Below are 8,007 nucleotides of genomic sequence, written 5' to 3'. Positions count from 1 at the left end.
CGGTGTGCTGCTTTCTTTCAGCGCCGTCCACGCGGCGCGGTTGGCAGGCGCGGCGGGATCGTCGGGCGATGTCGGCACCAGGCCCGGCATCGCGCGCGGCCCGGCACAATACGAGTCGTCGGGGAACGGCGCGTCGTAGCCGGCCCGCACCGCGTCGCTCATCGGGCGCAGGCAGCCCGCCTGCACGAACCTGCCCACTTCGATCGTCGGCGCCTCTTGGATCGCTTGACGGAATTTCCACCAGATCTCCGGCATCGGCAGGTCGCCGGTCGGCAACCCGGTGTTGGCCACCACGATTCGCGCGAACCGATCGGGATTTTCTGCCGCGAGCCGCAGTCCGATCAGCCCGCCCCAGTCCTGCCCGACCAGCGTCACCCGCGTCAGGTTCAGCACGTCGAATGCCAGCGCGCGGACCCATTCGACATGCCGCGCATAGGTGTGGTCTTCGCGCCGGGTCGGCTTGTCGGAGCGGCCGAACCCGACCAGATCGGGGCAGACCACGCGATGACCGGCGCCGGCGAAGATCGGAATCATTCGGCGATACAGATACGACCACGACGGTTCGCCGTGCAACATCAGAATCGGATCTGCCGACTCGGGGCCGTCCTGCACCCAGGCCATCCGCAACCGGCCACCGTCGTCGTCGTCAACTTCGCAATACCGTGGAGCGTGAGCAAAGTCGGATAGCTCAGCGAACCGCTGGTCGGGCGTGCGCAACGCCTTCATACAGGCGAATATATCGCCGCGACATGACTCAGAGGCAAATTTTTCCCCCAAACCCATGACCACTCGCGGGCTGCACCCCATACTTCTGTGCACGGTCCGGCAATGCTGACGGGCCACGACAACACAGAGGAGAGCAGTGGTGAACCGTGGGATCTTGGTCGGCGTAGCCGGCGCAGCGGTTGTGGTCGCGGGCCTGGCCGGCTGTTCGAGCAACAAGTCCAACACCAGCTCGTCCAGCTCGTCATCAGCCGCAACCGCCTCGGCCAGCGCCACCACAGGCGCAAGCACAGCGAAAGTCACCATCGACGGCCAGGACCAGAACGTCAACGGCACGGTCAGCTGCGTATCGGGCGGCGGCAACGTCAACATCGGCATCGGCGACGCGACGACCGGCATCGGCGCGGTGCTCAGCGACGCCGATCCCCCTGTCGTCCACTCGGTCGGACTGGGCAACGCCAACGGCGTGACACTCGGATACTCCGACGCCGCGCCGAGCCAAGCCAATGCCCAGGCGACGAAGGACGGCAACTCGTACAAGATCACGGGCACCGCGACGGGCGTGGACATGTCCAACCCGATGCAGCCGGTCAACAAGCCCTTCGAGATCGACGTGACCTGCCCGTAGCGCACCGCAGCGCGACGACAGGCGGCGGCGTCCCAACAGGGCGCCGCCGTTGTCATTCCGGCGCTTCGCGCAGCCCAACCAGGTGCGGGCAGGCCATCAGCCGATCCAGCACGGGCACATGCCCTTTGAGCAGCTTCGCGCGCGCCTGCGCCACCGTGAACCAGCCGACCCGGTCGATTTCCGGAAACTGGCGCAGCTTCCCCGAGCCCTTCGGCCATTCCATTTCAAAGGTGTTACTGCGCGCGTTCGTGACGTCGAGGTCCGCCTCGACGGCGAACGCCGTCAGCACCTTTCCGCTCGGTTGGCGGACAGGGTCGAAGTCGACCCGCGGTCCGGCCGGCGCCGCAAGCCCGAGTTCCTCCCCGAATTCACGCCGGGCCGCTTCCCACGGATCTTCGTCCTCGGCGTACTCGCCCTTGGGGATCGACCACGCTCCATCATCTTTCCTCGCCCAGAACGGTCCGCCGGGATGGCCGATCAACACCTCGACAACGCCGTCACGGACCCGGTAGAGAAGTAGGCCGGCGCTGCGCTTGGGCATGAATCTATACGCCGACGGCGCGTTCCAGGTCTTTCAACGCCGCCTCGAGATGGCCGAGCAGCCGCTGCAGGTGCGGCACGCTGCGCCGGCAGCCGACCAGTCCGAAGTCGATGTTGTCGCCGTTGTTGGTCATCGTGATGTTGAGCGCCTGCCCGTCCAGTGCGATCGACAGCGGATAGTTGCCGTCGAGCCGCGCGCCGCGGAAGTACAGCTGTTCACGCGCGCCCGGCACGTTGGAGATGACGATGTTGAACGGCGGCGGCGCTGTGGCCACGAAGCCGGGGATCAGCGAAAAGACGAGGCCGCCGGTCATGAACGCGGACAGCGCCAGTTGCTGCATACGCGGCAGCTCGGCGAAAACCTGCTTGTTGTCCTGCATGGAGTGGTTGATGGCCTCGAGGCGGTTGGCCGGGTCGTCGAGGTGGGTGGCCAGGTTGCACAGGAACGTGCCCACCATGTTGCCGCCGCCCTCGGCGTCCTTTTCGGTGCGCAGGTTCACCGGAACCATCGCGATCAGCGGTGTCTCCGGCAGCGCTGACTCCTCGATGAGGTAGGAGCGCAGTGCGCCGGCGCACATCGCGAGGACGACGTCGTTGAGCGTGACCCCCGCACCGCGCTTGACGTTCTTGATCCGCTCCAAGGAATAGGACTGCGCCGCGCAGCGCCGCGCTCCCCCGATCCGGACGTTGAACATGGTTTTGGGTGCCCGAAACGGCAGCGTCAGTTGCTGTTCGAGAAGCGCGGCGCGGGCCAGCGAAAGCGTCGAAGGCGCGAGCGCGGCAACCGACCCCGCGGTCTGGCCCAGTGTCTCGAGCACCGACGGCGACCGCGTCTTGCGCCGGCGCGGCGGCAAACTCCACGGCACCCGCACCTCGCGGTCCGCCGGATCGGATGTGAGGGCGCGCTGCATCAGCCGAAGCGCAGAGACGCCGTCGATCAGCGAGTGATGGAACTTCACGTAGACGGCGAAACGTCCATCGTTGAGGCCCTCGATCAGATGCGCCTCCCACAGCGGGCGGTGCCGGTCGAGCAGGCTGCTGTGCAGCCGCGACGTCATTTCGAGCAGGTCGCGGACCCGTCCCGGCGACGGTAGGGCGGAGCGACGCAGGTGATAGTCGAGTTCGACGTCGCTGTCGACTGACCACGCCACGTTGGTGATGCCGCCGAAGAACGCGGGATGTTTGCGAAACGTCGGCTGGACATCTCGCTGCGCGAGCATTTCCTCGTAGGACTCCCGCATGAAGTCCAACCCGGAGCCATCGGGCGGCTCGAACAGCTGCAACCCGCCGACGTGCATGGGGTGCTCGCGAGATTCACCCAAGAGAAAGATCAGGTCCGTCGGCGATATCAGCTTCATGGTTCCTCCCCGCATTGGCGTCCTGACCCTTTGTAATCCCCGCGCGCCACGTGATTCAACGATTTGCCATTCTGGGTCAGCTCAACCGACGGCTGGGGAAGGATTCACGCATGGGACTCACCGTGGCCGTGACGGGACCGACCGGGGAGATCGGAATCGCCGCCGTCACGGCGTTGGAGCGAGACCCCGCGGTAGAACGGATCATCGGCATGGCGCGCCGCCCGTTCGACCCTTCGACGCACGGGTGGACGAAGACGACGTACCGGCAGGGCGACATCCTGGACCGCGACGCGGTGACGGCGCTGGTCGCCGACGCCGACGTGGTGGTGCACCTGGCGTTCATCATCATGGGCTCCCGCGAGGAAAGCGCCCTCGTCAACCTGGCCGGCACCCGCAATGTGTTCGAGGCGACCGTGGCTGCCCAGCGTCCGCGGCGGCTGGTGTACACGTCGTCGGTCGCGGCCTACGGCTATCACGCCGACAACCCGGTCCCGCTCACCGAAGACGTGCCGCCGCGAGGCTCGCCCGAGCATTACTACTCCGAACAGAAAGCCGCGTGCGAGGCCATGCTCGCCGAGGTGACAGCCGGCTCGTCGCTCGAGGTGTTCATCCTCCGGCCGTGCATCGTCGCCGGCCCGGACGCGAAAGCGCTTGCCGATGCGATGCCGTGGAATCAGCTCCCCGCGCCTGTGCGGGTCGCGACCCGCGCGCTGCCCATCCTCAAGCCGGTGGTGCCCGACCCGGGATACCCGCTGCAGCTGGTCCACCACGACGACGTCGCGGCGGCGATCTCACTGGCCGCGACCTCGCCGGCGCCGCCGGGCGCCTACAACCTCGCCGGCGACGGCGCGATCACCGTATCGGATGTCGCCAGGGCGTTGGGTGGGCGACCGGTACGGGTCCCCGCGGCCGCCGCCACCGCAGCCTCGGCGGTGATCGCGAAGACGCCGTTCGTGCCGTCCGCGCTCGAGTGGCTCCACGTGGCCCGGACATCCACGGTCATGGACACCACCAAGGCGAAGTCCGAGCTCGGCTGGCAACCGACGTACACGTCCGGCGAGACCCTGCAGGCTCTCGCCGACGCGCTCTGAGCGCGCCGGCGTCGGCTGGCGCGACGCACAGGTCTTGTTACTCTCCTCCCGAGGCCATTCCCAGACGTAGGAGCAGGATGAGCGAGCGCGGACCTGTCGCGCCCGGCCGGGTAAGCCCCGAAGCGCTGAAGAACGCGCTGACGGACCACCCGGCGCCGGAGCGGCTGGTGGTGGCCCGTGGACTGTTCAGCGGCCCGAGTCCGCGGGTGACCGACGACATGTACGCCCGAGTCGTCCGCGGCAGGGCTGTGCGTGAACGCAACAAGCTGCGGCTCGAGCAGGGCGCGACCGTACACACCGACACCTATTTCGGCCGGTTCCCGGCCAGCTACTTCCAGCGATGGACCACCGCTACGCAGGTCGAGCTGAAGTTGGCGTTCGACGCGGCCGGGCCGGCCCGCGTGCTGCTGCGAGGCTCGGACTCACACGGGCTAGACCGCACGATCGCCAGCACCGAGGTCGACGGCGCGGGTACCGCCGTGTTGTCGGCCCCGCTCAACGAGTTCCTCGACGGTGGCTCGCTATGGATGGAGTGCAACGCGGGCGGCGGCGCTGTGACGATCACCGACCTCGAGTGGACGGTTTCGGCACCCGAGACGATCCGGTCAGCCGCGATCGGGATCTGCACGTTCAACCGCGCCGACGAGTGCGCGCAAACCGTCGCCGCGCTCGCCGGCGACAAAGGGTTACTCGCCGGAATCGACGCGATCTACGTCGTCGACCAGGGCACCGACACGGTGGCCAGCCGGCCGCTGTTCGCCGACGTCGCGGCGCAACTGGGCGACAAGTTGGTCTACCTGCGCCAGCCGAACCTGGGCGGCGCGGGCGGCTTCACCCGCGCGTTGTACGAGGTGTCGAATATCACGCAGCACGCAAACGTGATCCTGATGGACGACGACATCCTGTGCGAACCGGAGACGGTGCTGCGGCTCAACGCCTTCGCCAACGTGACCCCCGTCCCGACGTTCGTCGGCGCACAGATGCTTTACCTGAAGAATCCGCGCTACCTGCTCACCAGCGCGGAGACACTGGATCTGGTCAAGCTGCGAGGGGGCCGGTGGGCGGTCAACGCGCTGCACAACGCCGACATGGTGAAGTTCCGCCAGAACAAGCGGGTGGACGCGCTCTACAACGCCTGGTGGTCGTGTTTGATCCCGGCCGAGGTGATTTCGCGGATCAACCTTCCGATCCCGCTGTTCTTCCAGTGGGACGACATCGAATACGGCCTGCGCGCGTCGATCGCGGGCTATCCGACCGTGACACTTCCGAATGCCGGCGTGTGGCACGCCGACTTCCACTGGAAGGACCGCGACGACTTCACCCGCTATTTCAGCGTGCGGAACGCGTTGATCACCGCCGCACTGCACAGCGAGATGAACCCGCGCGCCACCAGCAAGGTATTGGCCCGTGAGATCGCCGAAGACCTCGCGTCGATGCAATACGGATTGGCGCACACGGTGATTCGCGGTGTTGAGGATTTCCTCGAAGGCCCTTCGATGCTGGGCGACGGTGGGGTCGCCGCCCTGTCCCGGATCCGTGCCGAGCGCGCCGAGTACCCCGAGACCGTCATGCACCCGGCGATCCAGACGGCCGAGCTGACCGGCACGGTGCCCCCGATCCGTCCGCACGGTTATCTGCCCCGCAAGGACCGGATGAACATGGTCTTGACGAAGCGCCTTGTGTACCAATGGCTCGGCCGCACGATCCCGGGTCCGGTTTCGATCCCGACGGCGGACTCGTTCTGGTGGCATGTCTCGCTGTTCGACTTCGCCGTGATCACCGACGCCTCGCAAGCCGGGATCAGGATTCGCCGGCGCGACAAGCAGGCGTTGAAGCGGCTCTCCAAGCGGGCCCGGAAAGCGTTGCGGCGCTTGCGCAAGGAAGCGCACACTGTGCAGCTCGCGTACCGGGAGGCGTTTCCGGAGCTGGTCAGCCGTCAGAACTGGACGCGGCTTTACGCAGGTGGCTGACGTGGCCGGTCAGTGCAACCGGACCACGACTTGTTCGTTGTTGCCGGTGTAACCGAGGTAGTCGAATCCCCGCCCGGTGCGGGCGACGAACTCGATCCAGGCCCGGAACTCGTGCTGCTGCCAGCCTGCAAAGTTGAAGAACTCGTCGAACACCACCACCGCGCCGGATGCCAGACGATCGCCGGCCAGGTCAAGCACCGTCTTGGCCGACGAGTACAGGTCGGAGTCGATGTGCAGGAACGCGATCTCTTCGTCGGTGCTGGAAAGGAACTCCGGCAAAGTGTCCTCGAACCGGCCCGCCAGGAGGCGGGCGCCGGGCACGTCTGGAGGCTTGTCCTGGGCGAACGTCCCGGCCGGGAACCCGGTGCGCCAGGTCTCCGGCAGCCCGGTGAAGGTGTCGAAACCCACGACGGTGTGGTCGGCGGACAGGGCCTCGGCGATGATCGTGAGCGTCGTTCCCGTTGCGACGCCGAACTCCAGCGCAAGGCCGGCGACCTTGACCTCGCCGAGCGCGAACCGCAGCGTGTCGTGCGGATGCCAGAACCACCGCGCCTTCGGGAAGTGATCGAGCGCGTATGTCGCGCTCTCCCGCGCCGCGGTGGCGTCGAGCGCATACCACATGTCGCGGCGGGCCCGGAATTCCATCTCGGCGAGGCGGTCGTGTACGGCCGTGAAGCGCTCGTCGATCGCGTCGAGCCGCTCTTCCAGGGCCTTGGTCAACGCGTCGAGCCGCTCTTCCAGGGCCTTGGTCAACGCGTCGAGGCGGGCCAGGCTTTCGTCGTGCCTGGCCTGTTGCGCTTCATCTGATCGATCGAGCCGGGGTTCGACCACCTCTGTGACCGCTCGTTGCAGCTTCTGGCGCGCGGCCGCTCTAAGACGGTCGAGCATTCACACTCTCCTCCCCTGGTTGAACCTGCCGATGTATCGACACTAGAACGGCCGGAGTCACAGTCAATCTGACGTAGTGCGGTTGCGCGCTGACGTAGTGCGGTTGCGCGCCGGGAACGGCCCCACGAGAGCCAATGTCGGTCGTCCTCGGCCGCCTCCGCCGGGAGGATGCTGTCGGCGGGCGACACACTGAACCTAGTCCCGCCGCAGCGGCACCTTCGGCACGCCCCAGCGGTTGCTAGCAAAGTCGAAAATCGCATCTGTCTGGGCGGATGCGTTAACGATCGTGGCGGTGGCGGAGGGATTTGAACCCTATTCAGCTACCTGGTCAGCGAACTGAAATGGGTTCTAGCTGTTGAATGACATGACAGTGATTGACGACAGTTAACTGTGACTGTCCCCCTCTTGTGCTCAAAATGTGCTCACGGGAGAGTTTGCTAGTTCACTACGGGGCGCCGCAGACCCCGCTAAAGGCACTCTCAAGCAATCCACGAAAGCGGCGGCTGGGGTCAGCCGGGTTGTCGTCACATTCGAGGCCAGCCACACTCGCTGGGCCGTGGCCGCTGCAACTCCTGCGTTACCGACCGGGCGATCCCTGTACAGCTCGAGCGACGAAGCGACTGCGGCGACAGGATGCCGTTGGGCTGGCGCGACACCGGACCGCGAAGGTGCTGCACGGCTGGCCGAACGGTGGGGCCGATAGGAAGCTTGTCGTGATCATTCGGCGGCAGACGCACGCGCGCTGATCGGCGCGTCGTACCCTCAGCGGATAATCGACCAGGTATGACAACAGGAGCACCGTTGTCGGA

The 8,007-nt window shown here is 66.5% G+C and carries 7 protein-coding genes; 3 read left to right on the top strand and 4 right to left on the bottom strand.

What is annotated here, in order from left to right; all coding sequences use genetic code 11:
• Positions 1 to 726, bottom strand: a 726-nt coding sequence (locus VKG81_RS01960; RefSeq protein WP_324389187.1) for a haloalkane dehalogenase, incomplete at its 3' end; no start/stop codon positions are given.
• Positions 727 to 865: 139 nt separating this feature from the next.
• Between VKG81_RS01960 and VKG81_RS01955 the strand changes: the two genes are divergently transcribed.
• The gene (locus VKG81_RS01955) at positions 866 to 1,351 is read left to right on the top strand and encodes a lipoprotein LpqH (RefSeq protein WP_324389185.1); all 486 of its coding nucleotides are present in this window, start codon (positions 866 to 868) and stop codon (positions 1,349 to 1,351) included.
• A gap of 52 nt (positions 1,352 to 1,403) precedes the next feature.
• On the opposite strand, the gene VKG81_RS01950 is transcribed toward VKG81_RS01955, so the two are convergent.
• Positions 1,404 to 1,892: an NUDIX domain-containing protein gene (locus VKG81_RS01950; RefSeq protein WP_324389183.1), complete on the bottom strand. Its 489-nt coding sequence runs from the start codon at positions 1,890 to 1,892 to the stop codon at positions 1,404 to 1,406.
• A 4-nt stretch (positions 1,893 to 1,896) separates the two neighbouring features.
• Positions 1,897 to 3,249, bottom strand: coding sequence for a wax ester/triacylglycerol synthase family O-acyltransferase (locus VKG81_RS01945; protein ID WP_324389181.1), 1,353 nt, complete (start codon positions 3,247 to 3,249; stop codon positions 1,897 to 1,899).
• A 110-nt stretch (positions 3,250 to 3,359) separates the two neighbouring features.
• On the opposite strand from VKG81_RS01945, the gene VKG81_RS01940 reads away from it, so the two are divergent.
• Positions 3,360 to 4,340 carry an NAD-dependent epimerase/dehydratase family protein gene (locus VKG81_RS01940; protein ID WP_324389179.1) on the top strand — a complete coding sequence of 327 codons (981 nt, stop codon included), beginning with the start codon at positions 3,360 to 3,362 and terminating at the stop codon, positions 4,338 to 4,340.
• A 77-nt stretch (positions 4,341 to 4,417) separates the two neighbouring features.
• On the top strand, positions 4,418 to 6,310 hold the full coding sequence (locus VKG81_RS01935; protein WP_324389177.1) for a glycosyltransferase: 1,893 nt from the start codon (positions 4,418 to 4,420) through the stop codon (positions 6,308 to 6,310).
• Positions 6,311 to 6,319: 9 nt separating this feature from the next.
• Here VKG81_RS01935 and VKG81_RS01930 read toward each other — a convergent pair whose 3' ends face one another.
• Positions 6,320 to 7,198: a class I SAM-dependent methyltransferase gene (locus VKG81_RS01930; RefSeq protein ID WP_324389175.1), complete on the bottom strand. Its 879-nt coding sequence runs from the start codon at positions 7,196 to 7,198 to the stop codon at positions 6,320 to 6,322.
• Positions 7,199 to 8,007: the final 809 nt, after the last annotated feature.

This window comes from Mycobacterium sp., assembly GCF_035314905.1.
In the GTDB taxonomy this organism is placed as follows: domain Bacteria; phylum Actinomycetota; class Actinomycetes; order Mycobacteriales; family Mycobacteriaceae; genus Mycobacterium.
This window is presented reverse-complemented; position numbering and strand designations above follow the sequence as displayed.

What these genes read in the sequence shown, in the direction of transcription:
- VKG81_RS01935 (WP_324389177.1), top strand. Translation starts at nt 4,418, where the DNA reads ATGAGCGAGCGCGGACCTGTCGCGCCCGGCCGGGTAAGCCCCGAAGCG.
- VKG81_RS01950 (WP_324389183.1), bottom strand. Translation starts at nt 1,892, where the DNA reads ATGCCCAAGCGCAGCGCCGGCCTACTTCTCTACCGGGTCCGTGACGGC.
- VKG81_RS01930 (WP_324389175.1), bottom strand. Translation starts at nt 7,198, where the DNA reads ATGCTCGACCGTCTTAGAGCGGCCGCGCGCCAGAAGCTGCAACGAGCG.
- VKG81_RS01940 (WP_324389179.1), top strand. Translation starts at nt 3,360, where the DNA reads ATGGGACTCACCGTGGCCGTGACGGGACCGACCGGGGAGATCGGAATC.
- VKG81_RS01945 (WP_324389181.1), bottom strand. Translation starts at nt 3,249, where the DNA reads ATGAAGCTGATATCGCCGACGGACCTGATCTTTCTCTTGGGTGAATCT.